Raw genomic sequence first — 24,939 nt, forward strand, 5'->3', positions numbered from 1 at the left:
CACCAGCAGCACCTAAATCTCCACCGAAAATTACACCACGAGCGCGGACGCTAACAATTCCGCGGTGGGCCGGATGGCCAGTGGGAGCGCGACGTGACGCTCATAAAGGAAGCCCACGCTGTGCTGCAGGCGGCCCTTGCTTGGCCAGGCTGCACGAGCGCCTGACGCGTTACTTGGCCTAGCGAGCGGGGTTGGAAGCGAGCAAAAGGTGGCCGGATTTTTGAGGGTGCCGAGCATTGTCCAGGCTGTTAAGTTCGAGCCGGCGGAGGCCGAGAACTTCTCGCGCTTAGCGAGGATCGGGAGCGCGTGACTAGGGGGACGTATTTTGAAGTTCATCCATTCTGCTGACTGGCAACTCGGCAAACCTTATGGGCGCTTCGAGCCCGAAGTCCGGGCCGCCCTTAGCGAGGCGCGGTTCGAGGCAATCGACACACTTGGGCACACGGCGGTCAAGCATGGGGCACAGCACGTCGTCGTAGCTGGCGACATCTTCGATACCGAAGGGCCAGAAGACCGGACGATCGTACAAGCTATATCCCGGATGAGCCGTCACAGCTGTCGCTGGTGGCTGCTTCCAGGCAACCATGATTTCGCGCGCAACGGCGGACTATGGGATCGCGTCCGTCAACGGGCGAGCGAGAACATCGTCATTTTGTCGACACCCGAGCCGGTCGAGATGAACCCTGGCATCTGGCTGCTCCCCGCGCCGCTTGAGCATCGCCACAATCTCGAAGATCCCACCGCCCGTTTCGACGCCATGGAGACGCCCGGCGCGACGCTGCGCATCGGCCTCGCGCACGGTTCGATCCGCGACTTTGGTTCGCAAGGCGAAACGAAGAATCAGATCGCGCCCGATCGCGCACGCCGATCAAACCTCGACTATCTGGCGCTTGGTGACTGGCACGGGGCCCTCCGCGTCGATGGTCGCACCTGGTATGCCGGCACGCCCGAAGTCGATCGCTTCCAGCGGGATGATCCCGGGCAGGCCCTCGTCGTCGAGCTGTCGACCGGTGCCGAGCCGTCCATCACGCCGATCCGCACGGGTCGATTCCAGTGGCTTTTGCGGGATTGGATGGTCAGCGACCAGGCGGCGTTCGATGCCGAGTGCGAATTGCTCTTAGGCGCGATCGACGCGCCCACCACGCTCCTGCGCCTGAAGCTGGCTGGCATCACCAGTCTCGGCGACCGAATTGGCATGCTGGGGCGCCTCGAAAACGATATCGGCCATCAGCTGCGCTATCTCGACGTGCGCCCGGATGATCTGGTAGGTCGGCCAAGCGAGGCGGACCTTGCGAATCTGGCCGTCGAGGGCATGCTCGGGGCTGCGGCGGCGATGCTCAATACTAGGATCGAAGGCGGAGGCGAGGACGCGGCCGTCGCGAAGCGGGCCCTCGAACGCCTGTTCGTCGAATATAGTCGGGGGGAGCCGGCATGAGCCTCGTCATTCGTCGCATCGCGGTGAAGAATTTCCGGAAATTCCGCGCACCCGTCGTGATCGAGGGCCTTACCGACGGCCTCAACGTCGTCATCGAGCCGAATGAGACGGGCAAGTCGACGCTTCTCGAGGCCTTGCGCGCGGCCTTCTTCGTCCGCTTCAACACGCGCAATCAGCTGGCCCAATCCTTCGCCCCACTTGGCGATTCAGTCGGTCCTGAGGTCGAAGTCGCTTTCGATGTCGATGGCGCGCCTTGGTCGGTGACCAAGCATTTCTTGCGCAGCGCATCGGTCGAGGTCTCGGGGCCTCAGGGCCGTGCACAAGGGGAGGAGGCCGAGGCGCGCTTGAATGCGCTGCTCGGTTCGGTCCGCGACACGAGCCGGGGCGGCGATGTCGCGACCTATGGCGCGCTCGGTTTGCTTTGGGTCGCCCAGACCGAGGCCTTGTCCGTGACAGCGCCCGGCCAGATCGTGCGCGACAGCGTCACCTCCACGCTCGAGGCGGAAGTCGGGTCGATCATGGGCGGCGCGGCCTATCGCCGCGTCAGGGATAGGGTCGAAGCTCAATATGAGCTCTACTGGACACCGACCGGCCAGAAGCGTGGCCGGCAAACCGACGCGCGTGAGCGGCTTGAGGCCGCCGAGACAACGGCGGGCGAAGCCGCGGATCGGTTGGCCACGCTGGAGCGCAGCTTCTCAGATGTCGAGGCGGCTCGCGCCCGCCTGAAGATCATCCAGCGCGAGATGGCGGACAACACGGACGCGCAGACGCGTAGCAGCCTGGTTGCTTCGCTCGATATCGCACGAGCGGCGGCCCAGATCCTCAACACCCGTCGTGCCGAGCAGGAAGCGGTCAACGGCAAGGTGAAGGCGCTCGCGGACCTTCGGCAGCGCCACGACGACGCGACGGAGGCCCGGACGAATGCGGACGCCGCGCTGACCCAGGCAAGCGAACGGCGTCTCGGGGTTGCCGACACATTGTCAGCGGCGAAGCAGAAGGTGGTGGATGCGCGCACCGCGCTCGATTCCGCGCGCACGGACCGCCAGGCCGCGCGAACGGCTCTGGCTGAAGGCGAAGAGCGGATCCGACAAAGCCGTCGCGGTGCAGCGATCCAAGCCGCGCGCCGGCGGCATGCCGACCTCCTGAAGCTCGAGGAACAACACAGCACCGCGAAGGCGCTCTCCGACACGGCGATCGCCCCGAACGTGCTGACGTCGCTTGAAGCGCATGATCGCGCCGTTGCGGAAGCGCAGGCGGTGGTGAACGCCGGCGCGACCCGGATTGCATTGTCCGGCTCAGCGGACGGAATCACGATTGATGGCGAGCCAATGGTACTCGGCGCGCGCACCGTTGATCGCGAAGTCCATATCCGCGTCGGCGCCGCCGAGCTTCAGATCACGCCGCCGGCGTCTGCCGCCAGCGCCGCGGAGGTCTTAGCGTCTGCGCTTCGTAAGCGGAAAACGGCACTCGACGATCTCGGTGTCGTCGATCTTGCTGCCGCAAGAGCCCGCAACGAGATCGCCAGGGATGCCGCAGCGGATCTGCGAACCCTGGAGGCGCGCATCGAAGCGGCCACGCCCGCCGATGATGCTCTTCAGCTTGCGGCTGGATCCGCCGCGCTTAAGCTGTTCGTTGCCGAGCTCGGCACGGAAGATGCCGCAGGGGAAGGAGAACTTCCCGATATCGCGGCGCTCACGAAGGCGATGGAGACGGCCGATAGCGCCGCAGCCCGTGCCGAAGGGGCCCAGGACAGCGCCATCGAGGCCCTTCGTCGCGCCGAGCAGGAGGAAGCGCCGCTTGCGACGGCAGAAGCCAGGGCCACGAGCGATGTTGCCAACGCCATCAGCACGCTTGAGGCGATCGAGCGGCGACCTGAATGGGCGACGCTTACCGAAGATCTGGCCAAGGCGCACGAGCAAGCCGCCGAGGCTTCGGTCAAGGTTGAAAACGCGCTCCGCGATGCCTCTGCGCACGACGTCGCGGCGATCACGCGCAAGATCGAATTGATCGATGCGCGGGTGCGCACGACCGGGGAAACCCGAACGCGGCTGGAGACCGATATCGCGCGCCTTGAAGGGACGATCGAGAGCGAGGGCGGGCTCGGCCTCGCCGATCGGACAGCTGCCGCCTCCGAGGAAGTCGAGGCGGCTCGTCTTGCTCTTCAGCGCATCACCGATGAAGCGGAAACGCTGAAGGTGCTGCGAAGCACCCTCGACGCAGCCCGTAACGAGACGTCGGCCAAATTTGTCGGTCCGGTGGCGGCGCGGGCGAAGCGTTATATTGAGCGCCTCCTGCCTGGATGCGAGCTCACCTTTTCGGAGGATCTTGGTCTCGAAAGCGTGATCCGTGCAGGCATGGACGAAAGCTGCGCGAGCCTGTCGCGCGGCACGCAGGAGCAGCTTGCCGTGCTCACGCGGATTGCATTCGCCGATATGCTGTTGGAGCAGGGGAAGCCTGTGTCGCTGATACTGGACGATCCGCTGGTCTACTCCGACGATGCCCGTCTCGACACGATGATCGAGATTTTGTCGGAGGCCGCAACCCGCATGCAGGTCGTCCTTCTCACCTGCCGTGATCGCGCCTTCAGACATGTCGCTGGAAATCGGATCGCGTTGTGACCATGAAGTCATCAATCGCCGATATGCGATCATCGACAAACGGGAGAGTCCGCAAAATGGGGATTCCGTTGACGAACGAATGCGGACGCGATGTCCGCATGGCAGATCACCGCAGGGGGTAATGGTGGCCGATCGGAGCGCAGTTTCGACAATTGCTGGCTATTTCTATCAATTCGATCGCTCGATCCTCAGCATCCTGGGGCTATCCGATGCGAATGATTCGGTGGCGATCGAATGCATCGAGGATATCGACGTCCACACCGCTACGGAAACGACTGCCGTCCAGTGCAAATATTATGAGAAATCGGAGTATAATCATTCGGTTATCAAGCCCGCTATCATGTTCATGCTTGCGCACTACAAAGCGGGCCTCACCGCCGGTCGGCCAGCGATCAAGTACCAGCTCAGCGGCCATTTTGCGTCCGGGCAGGACAAGTTGGTTCTTCCGTTCGATATCGGCTTCCTAAAGACCAATTTTCTCACAACCGCATCAAAAAATAAGACGGTCAAAAAACATGAAGAGCTTGGCGTCAGTGACACGGAGCTTGAGGGCTTCTTGAAACTTCTGTCGATCGACGTGAATGCAGCGAAATTCGAGGATCAGTTTCAGGCGATCATCGAGAGTCTTGTCAAACAGTTCGGCTGCTCACCGTTCACAGCCGAATTTTTCTATTATAACAGCGCCCTGCGGGTGATCAAGGAACTGGCGATCGAACCGGACCAGGCTCTGCGCGTCACAACGAGGAGAGCCTTCATAAAGAGAATAGATACATCTTCCTATCTCTTTGATGAGTGGTTCATCGCCAAGCTCGGTACGGCCAAATATTATCGCGGGCTGCGCAACAAGTTTTTCGCAGCGGGCCTCAATGTCTCTCCGGCCGACCGGCTTTTCATCATCCATCCGGCTGGCGATAGCTACAGCAGGAACGCGGTCAAAACGCTTCTGAAGACCATCTCCCGGAAATACTCAAAGCTCTCCAAGCGAGATGCAAGGCCCTTCTCACCCTACGTGCTGCTCGTCGGCATCGACGATAGCGAACTTGCCGGCCTAAAGCAGGAGCTGCACAATGAAGACTTTCGCTTCGTTGACGGCTACGATTTCAAGGGTGCCCAGTTCGACGCCAGGTCGATCTCCCGACCGGCATCCGCCGACGCCGGCCCGGCCCTGAGGCTATTCTGCGATCTGGCGGAGGCGCAGCAGACTTTTCGGTCGTTCCAGCGCTCGCGCGAGATCTACGAGTTCTACCGCAGTGAGCCGGTTCAAGACTTTGGTGATGGTGCCATCAGCCACACCCGATTCCAGATTCCCAACTACGAAGATATCGACAAGATCATTTAGGGGATGCGTATGAGTGATGTAAAAGCGGAAGTCGTCGCGGTCTTTCCTAACAAGGTCAAGATCGTTGTCGATGACCTCGAGAATTTCAGGATTGCTGAGGAGTCTCTCCGCGTCGGCTCTTATTTGAAGGTTGCCGACAATGAAAATGCGGTACTGGTCGCCATCATTGAGAACTTCCAGATTCAGGCGCGCGACGACGGCAGCCAAGACTATGTGATCGAGGCTTTCCCGCTCGGCGTTCTGCGCGATCAGAAGTTTGAGCGAGGCGGAGACGCACTCGCGATCCCGCCGAAGACGGTCCAGCCGGCGACGATCGACGATATCCGCCTGATCTATGGTAGCTCGTTGCCCGTGAAGGATCGCTTTTGCTTCTCGAGGCTTGCGACGAACAAGGAGGTCGAGGTTCCCGTCGACGGGAACAAATTCTTCAACAAGCATATTGCGGTGGTCGGTTCCACGGGCTCCGGTAAGTCCCACACCGTCGCAAAGATCGTTCAGAAGGCGGTCGGGGCGAAGGGCGACTATACGCTGAACAACTCGCACGTGATCATTTTCGATATCCATTCGGAATATCGTGCGGCCTTTCCGGAAGCGAATTTCATCGACAGCGCCAGCCTGGTTCTCCCCTACTGGATGCTGAGCGGCGAGGAATTGGAGGAGTTCTTCCTCGACACCGAGGCTAACGATCACAATCAGCGCAACGTGTTCAAGGATGCCGTGATCCAAAGCCGTAAGGCGCATTTTGCGGGAGGTGATGACGACAAAAGCAGGATTCATCTTGACACGCCGCTTCCATTCGACATTTGCGATGTACTGGCCCACGCCAACTATCGCAACACGGAGATGGTCGACAGCGGCGAGGTGTATGCTGCGAGCAACAAGGAGAAGGCGGGACAGCCAAAGCTCACGCAGGGCAGTCTTTATGGACGGCTGACCAACTTTGTGAACCGTCTCGAGAGCAAGATCAACGACCGACGCCTCGACTTCTTCCTTGGCGAGAAATCCAAGTCGATCTCTTTCGAGGAAACGCTCCGATCCATTCTCGGCTACAGCACGGGCAAGCAGCATAACGTCACGGTCATCGATCTGAGCGGCGTCCCGTTCGAGGTCCTGAGTATCACGGTCTCGCTGATCTCGCGGCTGATTTTCGAACATGGCTATTTCTACAAGCGCTTGCGCTGCGCCGCCAATCCGCAGGAAAAGATCAACAACGACGCGCCGATCCTTCTTGTTTACGAGGAGGCGCACAAATATGTGCCGAATAGCGAATTGTCGAAGTTTCGGGCGTCGAAGATGTCGATCGAGCGCATCGCCAAGGAGGGCCGCAAATATGGCGTTACCCTGCTCCTCGCGAGTCAGCGGCCATCCGAGATCTCCGAGACGATCTTCTCACAATGCAACAATTTCATCGCGATGCGCCTGACCAACCCGGTCGACCAAGGCTATGTCCGCAAGCTACTGCCGGATTCGTTGGGCACGCTCATCGACAAGATGCCGGCGTTCAAGCAGGGCGAGGCGCTCTTGGTCGGAGAGTCGATCGCTCTGCCGTCCGTTGTCCAGATCGAGGTCTGCACCACGGCTCCCGCATCGACCGACATTCCCTACTGGGACCTCTGGCAGCAGCAGTGGAAGGATCTCGCGATCGACAAGATCCGCGACGAGTGGTTACGCCGCTAGTCAGGCGATAGGGAGCGGCAGCTGAAAGAATGATTGTCGACTGTTAAGAGCATCAATCTGCAAATTGGTCCGTTGTGTCAAAACGTACCTGGCAACGGTCTGGGCAGACCCGATGTCGGATGGGCGATCGCTGTACGTCGGCTTCTGACAATAACTGACTTTCGACAAGTCATAACGGAACGGCAGACCTGTCCCAAAATCTGACGCGCCGCGTTGGATCAGCGTTTACGTCCGGCCCCTTGCGAAAAAGGGTCAATGCGCATACGTTCGACAAAATGTAATTTTGTTGGACGAAGCGCAATGGCAAAACAAGGCAGCAGTGCAAAGGGTGCGGCAAAGAGCCGCGTCAAGGCACCAATCGGCGGCGGCCGGAAGAGCCAGGTCCTGCGCGATGCGGGTACTGGCCAGGTTCTCGGCACGCGAGGAACGATGGTAGAGGCGGTTATGGCTGCGGCCGAGCGCTCCGGCCTCCTTCATGAGAAGGGAGGACGGATCGGCGGTCGCGTCAGTCCGGCCCTTGTCGCTCAGGCGAAGGCCCAAACCGGCATCAAGACCGATACCGACCTCATCGAGTTCGCGCTCGCCAGCGTCGCGCTCGAGGACAGGTTCGCCGAGAGCTTTAAAGCCGTACGCGGCACTGTCGATCCGGACCTGAAACTCGGCTTCTGACGTGCCGGGGTTCGATATCGACGCCGCGCTCCGTTGGGCGCGCTTCGACCCGCGTCACACACTCGCGCGACGCAATGATTCCGAGCTTCCGTTCGCCAGCGCGGAAGAAGTCGCAGGCCAAGCGCTCCTGCTCGATACATGCGTGTACATCGATCAAATGCAGGGCCGTGCGCCCGATCTTGTCGAGCAGCTCGTCGATACGCGGCACGTCAATCACTCGACTGTCGCAATCCAGGAACTGATGCACACGGTCGGTGTGCTGCGTCCAGAGGACAGCAGAACGGCCAGCGTGGTCGAAGCGGTGCGGGCGCAGATTGCGGCGAAGCCCGATCACCGCGTGTTTACGCCCGATGCCGACGTACTCGGAAGGGCCGCGCTGCTCGCTGGCATGCTCTGCCGGCTGCAGGGCTATGCTCAGGACGCAAAATTCAAGGCTCTGCAAGACTGCACGCTCTTCCTGCAAGCCCAAAAGCTGGGATTCACGGTGCTGACGCGCAACATCGTCGAGTTCGATTTCCTGCTTCAGCTTATCCCGACTGGGCGCGCACTTTTCTACCGCACGGCGGACAAGGTGTAAGACGATAGGGATGTTGCGTTTCGCGGGCGTGCTTCAACGAGAAATAGCTCATGCCCGTTTGAGACAATCACCGCCTTCCCTCGGCACCGACGCGCCGTCCAGCTTCGCGGCATCGCCGGGCGCTAAGCGCCCGGCTGCACCTCTTTCGCCTCGTCGTCGAGCGGCGTGCGCAACACGATCCGGCCATTGATCGGCACGACCTCGAGCTGGAGCGACAGGCCCTTGCGGTCGCGGTGGAACCATGCGGCTCCGACCTTGGTCCAGAAGGCCTTGTCGCCGCGATTGCTGACGTGCCAGACGATGAAATCGGGAGCCTTTGGCTCGGTCGCGGTGGCGGGTGCGGGTGCTTGGGACGTGCGGGCCATGAGATGTTCCTTTCGTGTTGGTGGCTCGTTGCACCAAACAGAAAGGCCGCGCGGCAAAGGGCGCGGGGTCATGTCCAACACGGGTGACCCCGGCGCAGGCCGGGGGAACCGGCGCGGGCCGGACATTGACCCTCGCCCGCGTGCGGCCAGTGCGGGTGCTCAAAACGAAGCCGCCAGACCGAAGCGTCGATCACCGCCACCTCCCTGCCCTGCCGCCAGAATCGCCCCGCAATGCAAAATCCGATACATTGTGGTACCTGTGCACCAAGGAGAATGACCATGGCTCGCCCCATCCAGCGCAAGGATCACCGCGTTTCGATGCGGCTTGCAGATGCCGACATTGCGATCATCGACCGGGCGGCGAGCCGGCGCGGGGACTCGCGCGCGGAGTTCATTCGCGATGCGGCGGTGCGGGCAGCCGAAGAAGTGATCATGGAGAACACAGTCATTCGCATGTCGCCCGAAGGCTTTGCGGCCTTCGCCACCATGCTGGACAGCCCGGCCAAGCCCGTGCCCGAAATGGTCGCGCTGCTGAAGCGGCTCGCGCCGTGGGAAGCCAAGGCTGCGGCTGAATAGCCCCGCAAAATCTCGGGAATTCAGAACAAGGACAGCTGCGCCTCATCGCCCGCCACGAAGTTGGCGGGCGGCCCGGCCATCACAAGTTCCCGTCCGGCGTGACGCACAATGATACCGTCGTAAAGGCCCGCCTGATCCCCGCGCGCGCGATCGCCATCCCGGCACCGATCATGATAGCTGCGCGCCGTGCCGCCATAGAGCGAAGGGTGCAAAAGCCGGTAGGCCTCGGCTCGGGTAGGACCTGTGCCAACACAGACCCAAAGCTCTCCGCCATATCGGAATGGCTTGCGGATGGGCTGCCCCATGCCGATCCGGTCGCCGCTATAGCTGGACCGAATGTCGCCCTCGCCAATCTGCTTCTCGCTGGCGTGGCACCACGCACCGGGAGCAAGGCGCGATGGCTCCACCGTATGGGACAGGCGAGCCATATCAATACTCGCTCGCCAACATGATGGTCAGCACCAGCCGGGTTACGACAGGATCGGCACTGTCCTCGCTGCCGAACTGCAACGCGCGGTCATAGGCATCAATCTTCCAGAACACGGTCACGGCAACATCGACGGGGCGAAACACCGACCAGACACCGTCCAAACCCTGATAGATCGCGCCAAAGTCTCGCTCGCCATAAGGATCATTGTCGGGCGTGAAGGCATCGAAGGTCTCGATCAGCTCGCGCAGCCGCGACTGGTCCGCCTCGGGCAACGCCCGAATGCCCTTGGTCGCCACAACCATACAGGCAATCCCCATAGCGCGGCGCGCCAAGTCATTGAGCCGCGCAATCCGCTCGGCCCGCGTCAGCACCGCGTCGCTCATGAAACGATGCTCCCGCCGCACTCGCAGCGGCGCACCAGCTCGCCAAAATCCTCGCGCTCGCCCAGCTCGTCGGCCAGCTCCTGCACCGCCAGCAGCGGCAAGCCATTGTCATGCGCCAGTATGCGCAGCCAGTCGTCCCGGCACTCGGCCCCGCATGCGCGATAATTCAAGATCAGGTCACCCATGGTCCAAACTCCATCCGGCAAAGCCGCATCCGTCACGCGGCATGCGGCTCTGCCTTCCGGCGAGGATGGGAGGGGGAGGGAAAACCCCAATCGATGCCCTGGCGCGGGCCAGCGGGCGAAGCCCGCCACACGGGGGTGACGATTGGGGTTTGGGAACGAGAGGGCAAAGCCCTTGGCGTTCCCCCCAAAGGATCGCCGCAGCGATCCGCACAAGAGCGGCGCCCTTGCACGGCGCGAAGCCGCCGGACGCCCTGCGCGCGGGCCAAGTGGGCCAGCGGGCGTCCGGCAATGAGAGAGACAAGAGCGCCTGCGGGTCAGCTCAGGAACGCCGCGCCCTCAGGAGCATGGCCACCGTAAGCGCAAAATCACCCCCACGTGCGGTTTTCAGGCGGCTTGGCTGATGGCTTCGTTGTGTGGAGAGCGGCTGTCGGTCCAGTTGTATGGTAGCAGGTCGTCGATGGGGTCTGCATCGCCGCGAAGGATGATCTGGCGTAGGACGTCGGTGAGATAAGCTTGGGAGTTGATGCTGCACAGCTTGCAGGTTTCGATCAGGGTGGCGAAGGTTGCCCAGTTTTCTGCACCCAGATCATGACCTGCAAACAGGGCATTTTTCCGTTGGAGAGTCAGCGGCCTGATTGATCGTTCGACGGTGTTGTTGTCGAGCTCGATCCGCCCATCATCAAGGAACCTGATCAGGCCATTCCAGTGGTTGAGTATATAGCCAATGGCCTCGGCAGTCTTTGAACCTCGCGGCAGTTTGGGCAGCGTTTTTTGGAGCCACGGATGCATGTCGGCGATAACGATCGCGGATTCGGCCTGACGCACCGCACGCCTGTGCTCGGCGCTGGTTTCACGGATGCGTGCCTCGATTTCGTATAGCTTCGCGATCCGCCGCAGGATTTCCTCGGCGACCGGTGCCTTGCCGCTTTTGGCCTCATCGAAGAAGCCACGCCTGACGTGTGCCCAGCAAAAGGCGAGCGTTCCAGCGCCAGCTTTTCGATCGGCAGCCTCGATATGCTTGTACGCGCCGTAGCCATCGCATTGGACGATGCCGGTATAGTCACCGAGCAGCTTTTCTGCCCAGACTTTACCGCGCCCTGGCATGTAGCTGTAAACGACCCCGGGTGGATCGCCGCCACCATGGGCGCGGTCATCGCGGGCCATGGCCCACAGATAGCCCGTCTTGGTTTTCCCGGTGCCTGGCGCCAGCACCTTGGCGGTGGTCTCGTCCACAAACAATCTGGCGCTCGACAAGAAGTCTGCCTTCATGCTGCTTGTCAGACGGTTGAGCAAAGCCGCGGAGCTGCCTGCCCAGTTGCACAACGTTCCCCGGTCGATCGTGATACCCTGGCGCAACAAGCCCTGAGCTTGACGATAGAAAGGTGTATGATCGGCATATTTCCTGACAACGACATCGGCAATGAGCGCTTCGGTGGGTAGACCGCCAGGCACGACATGCTTGGGCGCAGGAGCCTGGAATACACCGTCGCTGCATACACGGCAGGCCAGCTTGGGACGTACTGTTTCGATAACCCGATACTGGACCGGGATGATATCCAGCCGGCTTGATACGTCGCTGTCGATGCAATGCAGCGCACCACCGCAGCAAGGACATTCCGTCTCCGCAGGCAGTATCACTTCTTCGATGCGCGGCAGGTCTGCAGGTAAAGACGCTCGCGGTGCCCCTGGCTCCTTGCGCTTGCGCTCCCGCTTCTTGTCACCTGCCGCCGCGGCCGACTGATCGGCCAGCGCCTCCATCTCGGCACGGGCGACGTCAATATCATCCAGAGCGAGCAACAACTGGTCATCGCTCAGCTTTTCAGATTTCTTGCCAAATGTCGTGCGCCGGATCTGGTCGAGAATATGCTGCATCCGCGCTTCACGTTCGAGGCCTGCAATGACCATCGCCTTGAGCGTCGCGATGTCGTCAGGGAGGTCGGCTGCGGTGGCTACCATCCCCTGTTTCTGGCACATTTGGCAGCACCTGCAATCGCATTTCGACCAGGGGAATCAGGCGTGCGACCTATCGCGAAGTGGTCGGTGGCGTGACGCGCGTGGTGTGCATTTTTGACCATTGCAGCCCCTCAAACAGCGCAGATGCCTGACTGGGCGACAGCCGCATCACGCCATCCCCGGGACGTGGCCAATGAAAACCTCCGGCCTGGAGAGCCTTGCTCACAAGTACCAGGCCGGTGCCGTCCCACACCAAAAGCTTGATCCTGTTAGCGCGCCTGGAGCGGAAGATAAACGCGACACCTGAGAACGGTTTGAGCCCTAGCTCATGCTCGACCAAGGCGGCAAGACTGACTGCACCCTTCCTGAAGTCGACGGGCTTTGTCGCCACCATCACTTTGAGTGGCCCGGGCGGAATGATCATCCCGCTTGCCTCACTGCAGCAAGAACGCGCGCGACATGCTCAGTGCTGGCCTGCGGCGGAACATGAATTGCCAAACCGTCGGTGCGGATCACGATTTCATGCGCGCCCTCGGCCGTTGACACCATCGATGCCGGTTCATCCACGATTACCGCAGCAAAACCCAAGCGCTCACCCGCCAACTTACGGCCCCGAATGTGATCGTGCCGCCAAGCGTATAGCTGTTGGGGCAGGAGATCATGGGTGCGGGCAATCTGCGCTATGTTGGCACCCGGCTCAAAACTTGCGGCGATAATGCGCGCCTTCGCCTCGTCGGTCCATCTACGCCGCACACGACCCGCCGGAATGACGTCCATTCTTGATGGTCGCTGATGCTCCGAAGTTGCGAAACTTGTTTCGAATGGACCTTCGTCACTCGCCATTACGTTACCCCTCATTTGAGGACCAACTCATAGCCGCCTAATCGCTGGTGAAAATGTGGGGGTGCTTTTGCGCTTACTGGCCACCGGCCATGCGGGACAGAGCGCGTCCTTCAGAAACTCCCGCTCCGCTTGCACCCGCTCCTGATCGTCACCCGGATGGGCCGGGACTACAGGCCCGGTCTGCGCCAGCGGATAGAGCAGGTTGCCCGGCAGGGTAGCACCTTACTTCCCTTCCAAATCGTCCAGATATTCAGAGGCTGGCTCAACTCCTGAAACCATCAAACGATCTCGGGCTCGGGTGCAGGCGACATAAAGCAACCGCCGCTCAGTTTCATAGATGTCGTCCAACTCGGCATCATCAGCGGCATCCGACACACGCTCGTCCAATGGAAGAATACCTTCATCGCAGGCCATGACAGCGACGGCACGGAATTCGAGGCCTTTGGCCAAATGCATGACGTTGACCGTAATTCCATCCTGACCGGAAACGCCCTCAATTCCGCGTCTTGCGCGATCAACCTGAGAGGATGTGCGCACGAATAGGCCAACTTCGGACGGGGCAATACCATCGCCGAGCGCACTTTCGACAAATTCGCGAATACCGGAGACTTCGTCTTCGGCTGTCGCGAAACGACGGACAATTGGGTCTGGCCCGTCGAAGACCGAAATCGTCCCGCGCCGTTCGTCTTCGTTGCCGTCCACGTCGCGCAATACCGTTGGCAACAGAAGATCAGCCGCTCGCCTGATTTGCTGTGACGTCCGGTAACAGACCTTGAGAGTGAAGGATCGCCCGCGCACGTCAACGCCCAATCCTTTCCAGGAATAGGGGTGCTGAAATATACGCTGACCAAGGTCCCCAGCCAGAAACAGGGCATTGGCATTATCTGGCGCGATCGCGGCAAAAAAACGCAGTTCCGAAGGCCCCAAGTCCTGAGCTTCATCAATCACGATGTGATCAAAAGGCTTGTTTGGCTTGGCGCTCAGTCGGGACGCGAGATCGGTGAATACCGCAGGCCAGGTCGTGTATCGCTCTGCTTGTAACGCATTGCGGACGGCCTGAAAAACCGGCCACAAACGCTCGCGTTGCTTGGGGCCAAGCCTGCTCTTGCGGCCCATCCTCTCGACGGTAACGTATTCGTCCATCGTGCTGATGCTCCAGGCATCAACGACATTGGTCCATTCGGAAAGCAGGAAGCGATCAGAAAAACCCTTGAGCTCCGCCTTGGCAGCAGCGTCCAAGATCCGTTCCCGCAAGAGAGTTTCCGAGGCAATACGGGGGCGGACGCCATATTCCAGCTGGTGAAGTTCGTCGGCAATGCCTTGAAACGACGCGGTTGTTATGCGCGGCACAACCGTTCCGGTGTCCGGTGCCAGCACCAGGACTTTGGAACGCAGGGCATCGGCAAGTGGCTGCGAGAACGTAGCCAGCAGCACCCGGGCCGCCGGAGTCTCGCGTGCCAGCCGCACGGCACGGTGCAGCGCCACCACGGTTTTGCCCGTGCCGGCTGAGCCTGCGACACGTGCGGGACCGGAAAAGTTGCGTTCGACAACGGCGCGCTGCGAAGGGTGGAGGAAGACTCCCCACTTCTCCCAGGGATAGGCCAGCGCCTGCGCCAGTTCATCCTGATCCGCAATCGGGCGGATACGGCGGAGTGCATCTGGGTGGGCGTAAGGATCGGCCGGGACCGTCGCCGCCGGAACGGGCAGTTTGCCGCTAGCTGCATACTCAAGCAGCGCCTCGCTCGCCTCTGCGGGCAGGTGCTCCGCTAGCACAAAGAACGCATCTTCGGTGGCCGCGCGAACGTCGGAAAGCCAATCGGTGGGTACGCCGATTGACAGCAGCGCCTCATCGCTAAGCGAGGTAAACAGTCTCGGAGCTTCGTCGTGGGTGTCCGCCTTAGGTTCCGGAAACACAAAATCGAATGTCGGAGGCAAGGCGACGTCCTCGACCAGTTCTCGCACTTCGACGATCTGGATCGCGCCAGTCGTGGGGTGCGCTTCGATCCGCCGACGTTCGGCCCAAGCATAGGCCTTGTCGTGGTGATCGACGAAGGCGACCAGCATCGAGTCCGTCGTTTTGTGGACGATCAGCCGAACGTCGCGATTGACCCGCGCCGACCAGAAATTGCTGTCCTTGGATTTGTCGATGCGATGGAGTTGCAGGCCATTGCCGCTCGGGTCCATCTGCAGATCGAACACACTCGCCTTGACCGCCTTCTGGTCTTGACCGGACAGGCGATTGAAAGCGGCAGTAAAGGTATCGGCGATCAGGAAGTTCATGACCTCGGTTTGCCGCATTCATTGGCATTCGGCGGCCACCTCCAGTCTTTTCCATCGGTGGTAACCGAAACCCACTGGTTCCATTCCTTGCCGTGGCACTGAACGCACTGGGCGCAGCGGCGGTTCTTCCGCGCAAGATACTCATCAAGCGTTTGGCCGGTCTGCCCGCCATTACGCACAAACAGCTGGTCGCTGCTGCCGAGCCAGTTGGTGAGCACAGAAAAGGCGTGATCGTTGTTCCTCGATCCGTGGTGCGGAGCTGTTATCAGCGTCTTCCGGGCCGGCTTGTCGAACGGACGCGGGAAATCCTTCTCAGGGCGTTCGATACCATGCGCCAATCGCGAGTCACCGAGGAACAAAACGGCGGGCTCCCGGTCACTTTCGGGGCGATAGAAAACCAGCGACTCAACGTTCTGACGCGTCAGGCGTAGGCTATGGAAAAGTTTCAGATTAGTGAGACTTGCCGCCTTTGCACGCGATGGCACCACCTCAACGGCGCAGCATGGTTCAAGCAACCCGGGCAAGCCACCCAAGGGCACCTCGTCCTTTTTGTACTCGCCGAAATCAAACCAGCGGACACGGATCTTATATACCAGGGCAGACGTCGCAATCTTGTGGATTGCCTTCGCAGTCTCGGCGACTTCTGCAAACGCGACCTGACTTTCTGGAGCCATCTTCAGGAAATGGGGAAGCGATATCTCGTCGGGAACATCAAACCAACTACGGTATGTCCATTTGTCGTTCAGGGCTGTTTCGAGAAGGTCGATCTCTGTATCGGTCTCTTCGAAGTCCGCCCGCAGCTGCTCAGCTTCGCTTTCGGTCAGTCCAAGTCCAAGACTTTGCTCGCCAAACTCTGCTTCGACCTTGAGCAAATACTCGACATCGTCGATCCGCGAAACCGCCGCTTGGACCTCACCTTCAGCAAGCATAGCGCTCGCCTTGAAATAGCGATCTTCGCGTGAAAGGCTGAACCCTTCGGCAGTATCCCGCACAATTTGGGAAGCGGCTTGAATTGCCCCAGAATGCAACTTCGCGACAAAACCGGATGGATCGGTCAGGATCGAAGGAACTGCGTTCGCCCAGCGGCCCGGCAACCAGAATTCCCCGATCTTGCGGCCCATCGCGTACCAATCGTCCGCCAGAAACCAAAGCCCCTGCGAGTGGTCTGCATCCGAATGGGTGCAGATGACAACATCGATCCGATCAATCGTGGGTTTCACATCCGCCAGGATATTCGCGAGTTCCCGACTGTCTTTGCCGTAGGCCTTGCCTCCGTCGACAAGGATGACCCATTCGCGCCCATTCTCGTCCGGGGTACGGAGGAGAAACGCCTCCCCCGATCTCAACGGTAGCGCAATCAGCGTCGATGCCACGGCAGTTCTCCCCCTAAACCCCAAACACCTTCATGACCTCGTCGCCGAAGTGGTTGATCACCTTCACCGCGATCTTGCGGTTCGCAGGCCGCTCGAACGGGCGTGACGTATCAGAATACAAGGTCGCCCAAGCATCTTCGTCGATCTCAGCCTTCAATGCTGTTTTCAGAGACTTATAGGGATCGTTCGCACCGAGGAAATAGGCGTGGCGGACGAAGAAGCTTTCTTCGTTGTAGTCGGTGTCGATGAACCAGGCTGCGATGCCCTTGGTATCGTTGCTGCGGATGTCGCCGGTGTTGGGGTCGAACACGTCCACGCCGTTGACCTTCACGCGGATCGTCTCGCCGCCGTCGTCGAGGATATCGACGTCGGGTTCGCCGAAGACGATGAACATGTTGCCACGCCCGGTGTTTTTTAGCTCGCCGGACATATGCATGTCGGGGTTGATGCGCGCTTTCAAGATGCGCAAGCTCCCGAGGCTGCCCAGCTCGGACGAATGCGCGTCGAAGTTGAACGCGCAGGCGATGACGAGGTCGAAGCGGGCATCGGCAGCCTCGCGCGCGGCGGCGACGAGGTCGGCGCGGCCGACGGTGCCGAACTCGGGGCCGATCAGGATCGCAGCGCGACGTTCCACTTGGCTGCCTTCCGGCCCCTCCATGAAGGTGCCTTGCGCGCCGATCCACGTGCCGGGCCAGGGCAAAAGGCTTTCGAAGGTGATGCGGTCACCCTTGTCCTGCTGCTTGACGCCCTCGGCCTTGAGGTAATCGATGACGATGGCGGCAAAGTCGTTGCTGGCGAGCGCTTCGTCGTCCTTCACGCGCCTGCCCTCGGCGGCATCGATCTCGTCGATCAGCTCCTCCTCACTGGCAGGGAGGACGCGGTGAGGAGAGAGGCTTTCGACCGTGAAGGGCCCTGCAACGCGGACGCGCGAGGTGTCCTGATAGGGCTTATCGTAGAGATACTCGACATCAGCGCGCGCGGCTATGCTTGCGTCGATTTCCTTTTGGCGGGCGATGCGGGCTTCCCACCAAGATGCGTGGACGCCAACCATGTTGCTCGACCAGGTAGGTTCGGCGTCGCGCGGGATTTCCCATTCCTGCCAGTTTTTGCCCGCAAGCTGATTGAGTTCGGCGCGGCGAGGCTCCAACACCTTCTGCCACTTCTCCCAAATGTCGTCGATCAGAGAATTGTTGGTGATCGAGCTGAGCATTACATGCGGCACGCGCTCATAGACAAAGCCCTGCCGAATGTCGTGGTGGACCGGCGTATCGAGCGGTGGACGCTGGGTCAGCGCCCCTTCTTTTGCGCGGCCTTCCTTGCTGTCGGCGAGCAGATACCACGGATAGCGAGCCGCCATTATCCGCGTGCGGGCCAGCGCCAAGGCGACCCGGCTTGTGTCCATTGTGATCCAGCGTCGCCCCCATTGCTCGGCGACATAGGCGGTAGTGCCTGAGCCACAAGTCGGATCAAGCACAAGATCACCAGGATCGGTCGCCATCAATATGCAGCGTTGCACCACCTTCTGAGCTGTTTGAACGACGTAGACTTTATCCTCGGTGAAGTTGCCTGTCTGTGTGTCCGACCAGACGTTTGAGATTGGTATTGCGTCAAAATCATCCAGGAATCTGACATACTGAATGCTTTTCGCGGTTTTCCAGATTCGGCCTGCTCGCCCAAGAGTTGTCAGACCTTTCGCATCAGTTTTAAATGTCCCTTTCCCAGGAGGAAAGTTCTGACCTTGAAAAGCGAATGATCGAACGTCACCGTCACCAGCCGAGCGTGAGCTTGTGATATTGTCGGGCCTGAAAATGCGCTCATCAGGTCCCAAAATGTTACTATTTTTACCCCCAGCTCCCAATCGTCGGAAGGTTCCGTCTGGCTTCATAGCCATACGATATACCTGATCGGTGGACGAACCTGCAGATTTAGGTTGGAGCGGCTCCCGGAACTTGAGTTGTGACTGAAATTTGCAGAACCATAGAATGTAATTTGATGCTGCGGCGAGATTTGAATTGGCTCTACCTGTCGTCGTCTGATACGCGATCTGACTGACAAAATTTTCGTCACCGAAAACTTCATCCAGCACCGCACGCACTCGGTGCACATTCTCATCACCAATCTGCACGAAAATGCTACCGCTGTCGGTGAGCAAATCTCGCATCACTGTAAGGCGATCACGAAGGTAAGCTAGGTAGGAGTGGATGCCGTCCTTCCACGTATCTCGGAAGGCCTTCACCTGCTCGGGCTCGCGGCTGATATCGGCCTGCTTGCCGTCCTTCACATCGCGTGACTGGGTGGAAACCTGCCAGTTGCTGTTGAACTTGATCCCGTAGGGTGGGTCAAAATAAATGCATTGCACTTTGCCGCGCAGGTTCTCCCGCTCGGCGAGGCTCGCCATGACCTGAAGGCTGTCGCCTAGGATCATGCGGTTCGACCAGTGCTGGTCGTGCTGGTAGAACTCAGCGCGCTGATCCGGCTCAATGCCGTTGAAATCGGCGAACAGATCTGGTGCATCGCTCTCCGCCTCGCGCTTCTTCGCCGCCTGCCGTTTCAGATCGTCGATAATCGCCTTGGGGTGGATTTTCTCCTGAATGTAGAGCGGCGGGACGTTGACGATCAGGTCTGACCAGTCTTGCGTATCCTTACCGCGCCACACCAGCTGCGCATCGCCCAGCTCCAGCTCACCGGTCTCGGCCAGCTGCTCCATCTGCGCCTTGGTGATGCGGATTTTCGCGCCGTTCCAGATCAGCTGCGGATCAAGCTCCTCCGCCCGCTCGCGGGTTTCCCCCTGGCCCAATGGCCGCTGACGCTCATAGGCCTTGGGTGGCCGGGGCGCACGATCCTCCTCGCGCAGGAAGAAGCTTTCCATCTCCGCGGTCGGAATATTCCGGCGCGACGCGGCATCATGCTTGAGCGCGTCAATGGATTTGGGTGGTTTGGGGGCGCGTGCCATCAGCTTTTCACTCTGGGGATGAGATTGGCCTCGAAGCAGAGCGGTTCGATGTCGAACGCCTGCTTCAGTTCTTTCGGGGTGTAGATTTTGACGGCAGGTTTGTCGGTCAACGCATTGGTGACCATGGCCAATCGCCATTTCTCGTTGATCATCAATCCGTTGTTAAATTCGTTCCGCGTCAGATAGAAGTGCTCGACACTGCCGGATGTGCCCTTCACTTCAACATGAAGCTCTTGCCGGCCCTTGCTGAAACAAAAATCATAGCCGCAGACGACCTTGGTCATATCCGTGGGTTTGTATCCGAGCGCCCTATAGTGGGCGATGACAGCGCGTTCAGCAGCCTTTTCGATCTTTTTACGCTGCTCTGGCGTGCCACCAAATCCGCCTAAGGGATTGGTCTCGTCCAGATCGAAGTCTGGCGGATTGCTGGCATCGGGATTGCTGACCGCAACGGCAGCGAGGGCCTTCATCTTCGCTTCGAGGATCCCGAGGACGCGAGCCTTGTTGGCCTCTGCCTTAGCGTTGCGCTCTATGAGATTGGGGCCAGCCAGAAACGAATATTTGCCCTGGCGAACCGAAGGGTCGGAGAAAGGGCTGGTCCGATGCTCGGGCGGAATAAAGAAGGCCGTGTCACTTTTTAGGCAGTAGGACCAATCATATCCTGGGCGCACATCACCAGTTGGATTGGCATCCCGGCCGTCCGGAGGCGTAAGCCAGTCGCCAATGAGGGTTGCATCTTCAAACCAGCCAACGATGTGGACGCCGGGGTGTTTCGGGTTCTTGGCTAGGCAAACAACTGTCCAACCGTGCGGGTCTGGATTGGATGGGGCCGATGTCCCGCTTTGCGGCGGCACATAAACGTAATAGCTTCCGTCTGACGCGGGCAGGAAATTGTAGGCCTCATGACCGGGTTTCTTTGTGCGGCTGCCCTTGTTTTCGATCAGCCAGCCGAAGTTTCCATCGACGGGATCGCCACGGTAATACTTCGACCAGCCGAACTTGACCCAGAGGATTTTTTTCATGGGGCACCCTCCAGAAGACGCGCGACCAGCGCCGCAAAATCATCTTCCATCATCGCCCAATCGCAGAACTCGGCGAATTGCCAGCGACCAAAACCGCCGAGTGCGTTGACGCCGGGGACCCAGAGGTCGCGCATGGTCGCCGCCTTGAGCTTTGCATCTTCGCCACGATAGCCCTTGACCTCCAGCACGAGGTTGAGAGGATCGTCGCGTCCATCATCGAGCCGGACAAGGAAATCAGGCGTGTACCGGCGCATCACCGAGCCATCGAGATAGGGAACTTCGAAGCCAAGGGCCTGGTTTTTGGCATAGGCGATCACACGCGGATGGCCTTCAAGCACCATTGCCAGCTGTTCTTCCCAGCTACTGTCTTTCACGACATGGCTGATCTGGCACTTGGGCGGGCGGGCACCGGTGGTCCAGCAGGCCTTGGATGTGATGAAATTGACGAAGCGGGTTGAACCCTTGGGATTGTAGGGATCGAGCACGGCTTTGACCGGGCTATCGCTGGCGCGAGAAAGTGCGATGTGGATCTTCTGGGCGGCGCGGGCGAGCTGATCTTCATAGAGGATCGCCCCGACCGGCACCCCAGCGCAAACCAGATAGCCGCCATCGAGCCAGCGGCGCGCGATACGCTGGATTTGCGGGAAAAGGTGCCGCTTGGCCAGACCGTCCTCGTCGCGGAAATGATGGTTGAGCAGATACTTGCCGAGATTGAAGCTGATCTCCGACGGTCGCAGGTGCTCGAGCACTTCGGTGGTGATCGTGACGCCCTGGCCGACAATCCCCTCCATCAGCACTGAGGTCGGACCAATGTCGGCGGTGGTGATGATCAGCTTGGACTCGTCGTCAAATTCGGCGGTCAGCCGTTCCTCGGGCAGGTCTTTGCGGTAGCCGCTGATACGGGGGAATTCGACTTCCTGCTCGGCCCGCTCACGGATCGCATAGACACGGGTGACCGGGCGGGGCTTGATGGGCTTGGCGGTCCGAGGTTTTCCCGTGAAATCGAATGGAATGCCCATGATGTCGGCATATTCGACCGGGAACAGTCCGGTTTCCGGATCAAGATCGTAGGATTGGCGGCGCAGACCGCGCCCAACAACCTGTTCGCACAGAAGCTGCGTGCCGAACGCGCGAACGCCCAGGATGTGGGTGACGGTATTGGTGTCCCAACCTTCGGTCAGCATCGAGACCGACACCACGCAACGGATTTGCTCCCCAAGCTTGCCCTTGCGTCCGACGGTGTTCATCACCTCGCGCAGCAGCTCGCCATCGGTCACCTTGTCGCCCGAACCGGCACCATCCCGCCGCGCAATCTCCCGCTTGAACTGATCGATTTCGGTTGCGGCAATGTCACGGAAGCTCTTGTCGATGGTGTCGCCAGCTTCGATCTGACGGGAATCGATGAGCAGGGTACGCGGGCGCGGGAAGCGGCCACCTGTCGGATCGTAATTGCTGAACAGCTCCAAATTGCCGATCTCGAAAGCGGCTCGGTCACTGCCGTCCTCGCCCAGGTCGCGCTCGAAGCCCGCAATCCATTCGAACACGAGGCGCGAGATGGCCGTGTTCTGGCAGACAACGATGAAGACCGGGGGAACATCGATACCTTCGCGGTCCCAAAGGTCGAAGGTTTCTTTGTAGTGGCTATACAGCGCGTAAAGCGCAGTTTTCAGTTCGTTGGGCAGGCTTGAAGGATCGAGCTTACCTGCGGCGGACGCGCTCTTGGGCAGTTCCTTGCCAACGTGCTTCCAGAGGTCGCGATAGACCAGTGATTCAACCTGCGGTAGATTGTCAGCGACCGGCACGCGGGGCAGCTTGACGATACCGCACTCGATGGCGTCCATCAGGCTGAAATCGGAAACAACCCAAGGAAACAGCGTGCCTTCGGCATAGCCTGAACCGCGCAGGAAAAATGGTGTAGCGGAAAGGTCGAGCACGGCACGCACACCGACCTTGCGCTTCAGCGCCTCGATGCCGTTGATCCAGAGCCGGGCAGCCTCTTCGTTGGCTTCAGCTTCCTTCTTGTCCTCACCGGTGAACTTTTCCTCACCACCGCCAGCCTTTTGACGATAGCAATGATGTGCCTCATCGTTGATGACATTGACGTTCTTGTGATTGAGCAAGTCACCGCAGGCGCGGCGGAGCATCTCCGCATCCGTCTCGACTGTCCGTATCGGTTCCGGATCATTGCCCTGCAATAGCCCCTTGGCGACCTTGCCACTCGGACCGGTCTCGCGATGCTGGAACGCGTGGTAGTTGGTGATGACGATCTCGGCCCGCTTCACCTCATTGAGCATCTCGGGTGGAACGAGCTCGCGCTCCTCATAATAGTTGTCGGGTGCGCTGGGCATCAGAACCCTGAGCCGGTCTTTGATGGTAATGCCCGGCGCTACGATCAGGAAGGCGCGACTGAAGAGTTTCGAATCCTTCCGGACAGCATTGATGGTTTGCCATGCGATGAGCATGGCCATTACCGTTGTCTTCCCACTTCCAGTGGCCATCTTCATAGCCAGGCGAAACAGTTCAGGGTTCGCCTCTTCGTTTGCCTTCTTCAGCTGATCGAGCAGACCTTTTGTCACCGCACGTTTCGGCGCAACTTCGGTCAGCCAGATGATCGTTTCGACCGCTTCGACCTGACAGAAGAATGGCCGCACAGACGAAAAATCATGGTTCCGCCAGTAATCCAACAGGCGTGCAGTCGCAGCGGTAACGCCCCAGTCGGTTGGATTTGGGATCTTGCGCCAAGCATCGACGTAGCCCCGAATCTCATTGATGAGACTGTTCGGCGTGTAGGTCTCCAGATCGAGGGAGGCTTGTGCTGATGCAGGTGCCTTGCGTGACTTCGGCACTGGTACAATAAAGCGCGATGGCCTGCGCCCAGGCTCGGCCGGCCTATCAAGGGGCTGGCCATGATCATCGAGTGGATGATGAAAACTCGGTTCTTTGTAGGGAGAATTCAGGATTGGTTGTTCGTAGAACGTACCAGCCACACCAAACTCCCTGCCCCAAAATCTCGAAGATTCCTGACCACTAAGACAAAACACGCGCAGCGTCGATATGCGACGAAGCGATTGGAACAACTCATATTGTCAACTTGTTGCACGTCCTGTCCGCAAGAAGGATCTCTGTGCGCCCAGAGGCTTACGACAAGGAAGGACCGAAGCTTCTTGCAAGCCGTTCTCCCCCAACCACTCCGCCGCTTTCGCCGCCGCGCTGGCAGCGGTGAAGATCGCCCGGTTGTCGCCCTTGAGCACCTTGAGCCAGCTGGCGAGGTAGCACGCATGATCCGGACGCGGGGTCACGGACAGCCCGAGATCGCCGCACAGGAAGGCTGAGCCAAGCTCGGCGACCAGCTCTTCCATGGCATAGGCCTCGTCGCCGAAGCGCTTGCCGAAGGTGCGGGCAAGACGGTGCTCGGCCCCGGTCCAGTGGACCAGCTCGTGGAGCAGGATGGCGTACCAGTTCTGCTCGGCGCTGGCGGTATCGGTGGCGAAGAACCGTTCGCGGTCAGGCATGGTGATCGTGTCGGCGGAGGGCGTGTAGTGGGCGCTGTCGCCCTGGATGCGGATCGCAGCCCCCGTAGCGGTGATGAAGGTCTCGACATCGGCGATGGGATCAAAGGCCTCGGCCTCCGGCACGTCGGGGAGAGCATAGCCCTCGACCTGCGCGATGTTGAACACATGCGAGCCCTGCGCGAAGATCCGGCCCGCGCCCTCGCGCGCCTCGTCTTCGCTGCCCTCAGGCTTGTCCAGAACCTTGTAGAACACGATCGGCGAGGCCTTCTCGCCCTTTCGAACCTGTGCGCCCAATGACTGCCACTGGCGGTAGGTTGCCCAGAGACCGTGCCCAAAGTCCTGCGCCTCGGCGCTGGCCCAGAGGGCAAGGACATTGACCCCGCGATAGGCCTTACGGGTGACCGCATTGATGGGGCGCGTGAGCGGAGCGCTGCTGCGGTGCCAGGGGAGCGTGTAGTCGCCGGTGCCGCGCTCCAGTGCGGCGATGATCTGGTTGGTGATGGTGTCGTAGATGCTTGCGGTTGCGGTGCTGGCCATGGTGGTAATTCCTTCGTCCTGTCGTTGGGAACGCGGATGAAGGGACGGGCCGGATGGCCGGGCGGGTCAGCGCGAAGCGCGGAACAGCCAACCCGGGAGGGCGAAGCCCGAATGGAGCGGGCAGGCTGTTGATCCCGCCCGGCACGGCCTGTCACTCAGGGAGCAGTTCATTCCAATGGCAGGGCGAAGGATGCCATGGCCCTGCGTTCGCG

At 60.2% G+C, this 24,939-nt stretch carries 20 protein-coding genes; 7 read left to right on the forward strand and 13 right to left on the reverse strand.

Annotated features, from left to right (window positions below):
* The first annotated feature begins 325 nt into the window (after positions 1 to 325).
* The 6 genes from AX725_RS19935 (at position 326) to AX725_RS19960 (ending at position 8,315) form a co-directional block, all read left to right on the forward strand.
* The gene (locus AX725_RS19935) at positions 326 to 1,435 is read left to right on the forward strand and encodes a metallophosphoesterase family protein (RefSeq protein WP_066114452.1); all 1,110 of its coding nucleotides are present in this window, start codon (positions 326 to 328) and stop codon (positions 1,433 to 1,435) included.
* The gene (locus tag AX725_RS19940; protein WP_066114451.1) at positions 1,432 to 4,053 is read left to right on the forward strand and encodes an AAA family ATPase; all 2,622 of its coding nucleotides are present in this window, start codon (positions 1,432 to 1,434) and stop codon (positions 4,051 to 4,053) included. The genes AX725_RS19935 and AX725_RS19940 overlap by 4 nt, the downstream gene beginning before the upstream one ends.
* Positions 4,025 to 5,392, forward strand: coding sequence for a DUF4297 family anti-phage-associated protein (locus tag AX725_RS19945; protein WP_196490558.1), 1,368 nt, complete (start codon positions 4,025 to 4,027; stop codon positions 5,390 to 5,392). Before AX725_RS19940 ends, AX725_RS19945 begins: the two co-directional genes overlap by 29 nt.
* A gap of 9 nt (positions 5,393 to 5,401) precedes the next feature.
* Positions 5,402 to 7,069, forward strand: coding sequence for an ATP-binding protein (locus tag AX725_RS19950; RefSeq protein WP_230962445.1), 1,668 nt, complete (start codon positions 5,402 to 5,404; stop codon positions 7,067 to 7,069).
* Between the two features lie 300 nt (positions 7,070 to 7,369).
* Positions 7,370 to 7,738 (forward strand): hypothetical protein, encoded by a 369-nt coding sequence (locus AX725_RS19955; RefSeq protein WP_230962444.1) that lies wholly within the window; start codon positions 7,370 to 7,372, stop codon positions 7,736 to 7,738.
* Between the two features lies 1 nt (position 7,739).
* Positions 7,740 to 8,315 carry a type II toxin-antitoxin system VapC family toxin gene (locus tag AX725_RS19960; RefSeq protein WP_066114447.1) on the forward strand — a complete coding sequence of 192 codons (576 nt, stop codon included), beginning with the start codon at positions 7,740 to 7,742 and terminating at the stop codon, positions 8,313 to 8,315.
* A 122-nt stretch (positions 8,316 to 8,437) separates the two neighbouring features.
* On the opposite strand, the gene AX725_RS19965 is transcribed toward AX725_RS19960, so the two are convergent.
* Positions 8,438 to 8,680: a hypothetical protein gene (locus tag AX725_RS19965; RefSeq protein ID WP_066114445.1), complete on the reverse strand. Its 243-nt coding sequence runs from the start codon at positions 8,678 to 8,680 to the stop codon at positions 8,438 to 8,440.
* Between the two features lie 279 nt (positions 8,681 to 8,959).
* Between AX725_RS19965 and AX725_RS19970 the strand changes: the two genes are divergently transcribed.
* Positions 8,960 to 9,256, forward strand: coding sequence for a type II toxin-antitoxin system TacA family antitoxin (locus AX725_RS19970; protein ID WP_066114489.1), 297 nt, complete (start codon positions 8,960 to 8,962; stop codon positions 9,254 to 9,256).
* Positions 9,257 to 9,276: 20 nt separating this feature from the next.
* Here the strand turns inward: AX725_RS19970 and AX725_RS19975 are convergent, their stop codons facing one another.
* From AX725_RS19975 to AX725_RS20030, 12 genes are all read right to left on the reverse strand, one after another.
* A complete protein-coding gene (locus AX725_RS19975; RefSeq protein WP_066114443.1) occupies positions 9,277 to 9,684 on the reverse strand; it encodes a hypothetical protein in 408 nt (135 codons plus the stop codon).
* Between the two features lies 1 nt (position 9,685).
* Positions 9,686 to 10,069 (reverse strand): DUF3768 domain-containing protein, encoded by a 384-nt coding sequence (locus AX725_RS19980; protein WP_066114441.1) that lies wholly within the window; start codon positions 10,067 to 10,069, stop codon positions 9,686 to 9,688.
* Positions 10,066 to 10,254, reverse strand: a complete 189-nt coding sequence (locus tag AX725_RS19985; protein ID WP_066114438.1) for a hypothetical protein — start codon at positions 10,252 to 10,254, stop codon at positions 10,066 to 10,068. The genes AX725_RS19980 and AX725_RS19985 overlap by 4 nt, the downstream gene beginning before the upstream one ends.
* Positions 10,255 to 10,638: 384 nt before the next feature.
* The gene (tnpC, locus tag AX725_RS19990; protein WP_066114436.1) at positions 10,639 to 12,210 is read right to left on the reverse strand and encodes an IS66 family transposase; all 1,572 of its coding nucleotides are present in this window, start codon (positions 12,208 to 12,210) and stop codon (positions 10,639 to 10,641) included.
* Positions 12,211 to 12,277: 67 nt separating this feature from the next.
* Positions 12,278 to 12,631: an IS66 family insertion sequence element accessory protein TnpB gene (gene tnpB, locus AX725_RS19995; protein ID WP_066114433.1), complete on the reverse strand. Its 354-nt coding sequence runs from the start codon at positions 12,629 to 12,631 to the stop codon at positions 12,278 to 12,280.
* On the reverse strand, positions 12,628 to 13,050 hold the full coding sequence (gene tnpA / locus AX725_RS20000) for an IS66-like element accessory protein TnpA (RefSeq protein WP_196490426.1): 423 nt from the start codon (positions 13,048 to 13,050) through the stop codon (positions 12,628 to 12,630). Before tnpA ends, tnpB begins: the two co-directional genes overlap by 4 nt.
* A 222-nt stretch (positions 13,051 to 13,272) precedes the next feature.
* Positions 13,273 to 15,330, reverse strand: coding sequence for a UvrD-helicase domain-containing protein (locus tag AX725_RS20005; protein WP_066114487.1), 2,058 nt, complete (start codon positions 15,328 to 15,330; stop codon positions 13,273 to 13,275).
* Positions 15,327 to 16,703 (reverse strand): MBL fold metallo-hydrolase, encoded by a 1,377-nt coding sequence (locus AX725_RS20010; protein WP_066114429.1) that lies wholly within the window; start codon positions 16,701 to 16,703, stop codon positions 15,327 to 15,329. The genes AX725_RS20005 and AX725_RS20010 overlap by 4 nt, the downstream gene beginning before the upstream one ends.
* Before the next feature lie 13 nt (positions 16,704 to 16,716).
* Entirely contained in the window at positions 16,717 to 19,656 is a 2,940-nt protein-coding gene (locus AX725_RS20015) for a site-specific DNA-methyltransferase (protein WP_066114427.1), read from the reverse strand.
* The gene (locus tag AX725_RS20020) at positions 19,656 to 20,678 is read right to left on the reverse strand and encodes a protein NO VEIN domain-containing protein (RefSeq protein WP_066114425.1); all 1,023 of its coding nucleotides are present in this window, start codon (positions 20,676 to 20,678) and stop codon (positions 19,656 to 19,658) included. The genes AX725_RS20015 and AX725_RS20020 overlap by 1 nt, the downstream gene beginning before the upstream one ends.
* Positions 20,675 to 23,665: a BPTD_3080 family restriction endonuclease gene (locus tag AX725_RS20025; protein WP_066114423.1), complete on the reverse strand. Its 2,991-nt coding sequence runs from the start codon at positions 23,663 to 23,665 to the stop codon at positions 20,675 to 20,677. Before AX725_RS20025 ends, AX725_RS20020 begins: the two co-directional genes overlap by 4 nt.
* 99 nt (positions 23,666 to 23,764) lie before the next feature.
* Positions 23,765 to 24,727, reverse strand: coding sequence for an ArdC family protein (locus tag AX725_RS20030; protein ID WP_066114421.1), 963 nt, complete (start codon positions 24,725 to 24,727; stop codon positions 23,765 to 23,767).
* Positions 24,728 to 24,939 lie beyond the last annotated feature (212 nt).

The organism is Blastomonas sp. CCH9-A1, from assembly GCF_001557175.1.
GTDB lineage: Bacteria > Pseudomonadota > Alphaproteobacteria > Sphingomonadales > Sphingomonadaceae > Blastomonas > Blastomonas delafieldii_A.

Bases quoted from the DNA above. Each gene is read 5' to 3' on its own strand.
- AX725_RS20015 (WP_066114427.1), bottom strand. From the start codon at position 19,656: ATGGCACGCGCCCCCAAACCACCCAAATCCATTGACGCGCTCAAGCAT.
- tnpA (WP_196490426.1), bottom strand. From the start codon at position 13,050: ATGGCGAGTGACGAAGGTCCATTCGAAACAAGTTTCGCAACTTCGGAG.
- tnpB (WP_066114433.1), bottom strand. From the start codon at position 12,631: ATGATCATTCCGCCCGGGCCACTCAAAGTGATGGTGGCGACAAAGCCC.
- tnpC (WP_066114436.1), bottom strand. From the start codon at position 12,210: ATGGTAGCCACCGCAGCCGACCTCCCTGACGACATCGCGACGCTCAAG.
- AX725_RS20030 (WP_066114421.1), bottom strand. From the start codon at position 24,727: ATGGCCAGCACCGCAACCGCAAGCATCTACGACACCATCACCAACCAG.
- AX725_RS19980 (WP_066114441.1), bottom strand. From the start codon at position 10,069: ATGAGCGACGCGGTGCTGACGCGGGCCGAGCGGATTGCGCGGCTCAAT.
- AX725_RS19940 (WP_066114451.1), top strand. From the start codon at position 1,432: ATGAGCCTCGTCATTCGTCGCATCGCGGTGAAGAATTTCCGGAAATTC.
- AX725_RS19945 (WP_196490558.1), top strand. From the start codon at position 4,025: ATGTCGCTGGAAATCGGATCGCGTTGTGACCATGAAGTCATCAATCGC.
- AX725_RS20005 (WP_066114487.1), bottom strand. From the start codon at position 15,330: ATGAACTTCCTGATCGCCGATACCTTTACTGCCGCTTTCAATCGCCTG.
- AX725_RS19950 (WP_230962445.1), top strand. From the start codon at position 5,402: ATGAGTGATGTAAAAGCGGAAGTCGTCGCGGTCTTTCCTAACAAGGTC.
- AX725_RS19970 (WP_066114489.1), top strand. From the start codon at position 8,960: ATGGCTCGCCCCATCCAGCGCAAGGATCACCGCGTTTCGATGCGGCTT.
- AX725_RS19975 (WP_066114443.1), bottom strand. From the start codon at position 9,684: ATGGCTCGCCTGTCCCATACGGTGGAGCCATCGCGCCTTGCTCCCGGT.
- AX725_RS19955 (WP_230962444.1), top strand. From the start codon at position 7,370: ATGGCAAAACAAGGCAGCAGTGCAAAGGGTGCGGCAAAGAGCCGCGTC.
- AX725_RS20020 (WP_066114425.1), bottom strand. From the start codon at position 20,678: ATGAAAAAAATCCTCTGGGTCAAGTTCGGCTGGTCGAAGTATTACCGT.
- AX725_RS19985 (WP_066114438.1), bottom strand. From the start codon at position 10,254: ATGGGTGACCTGATCTTGAATTATCGCGCATGCGGGGCCGAGTGCCGG.
- AX725_RS19965 (WP_066114445.1), bottom strand. From the start codon at position 8,680: ATGGCCCGCACGTCCCAAGCACCCGCACCCGCCACCGCGACCGAGCCA.